The 255-nt window shown below is 65.1% G+C and carries 1 pseudogene; it reads right to left on the reverse strand.

Annotated elements, in window-relative coordinates:
• Window positions 1-49: 49 nt before the first annotated feature.
• Window positions 50-255: pseudogene (locus tag G3I42_RS36960) on the reverse strand (ABC transporter ATP-binding protein); the annotation flags it as partial.

Genomic DNA, 255 nt, shown 5'->3' on the forward strand with positions numbered 1-255 from the left:
AATTCAAATGGAGTTGTGAGACTTTTGGCGTTACGGCGCCACCGCGCGATCACCAACGCACCCTGCCGCGAACGCTGGTGAACAGATACGCGCAGATGAGGACCGACAACGACAGGGTCAATGCGGTCCCCACCGGATGGGCCACGACCCTCATCGCGGCCAACACCCACCGGTCCGTCTCATGCGGCCAGTGCGGCCAGGCAAGTTCCCGCAGCCGTCCCGGAAGTCCGGTCACCGAACGGGCGGTCGGCGCCT

It is taken from the genome of Streptomyces sp. SID11385 (assembly GCF_010548245.1).
Classification (GTDB): Bacteria; Actinomycetota; Actinomycetes; order Streptomycetales; family Streptomycetaceae; genus Streptomyces.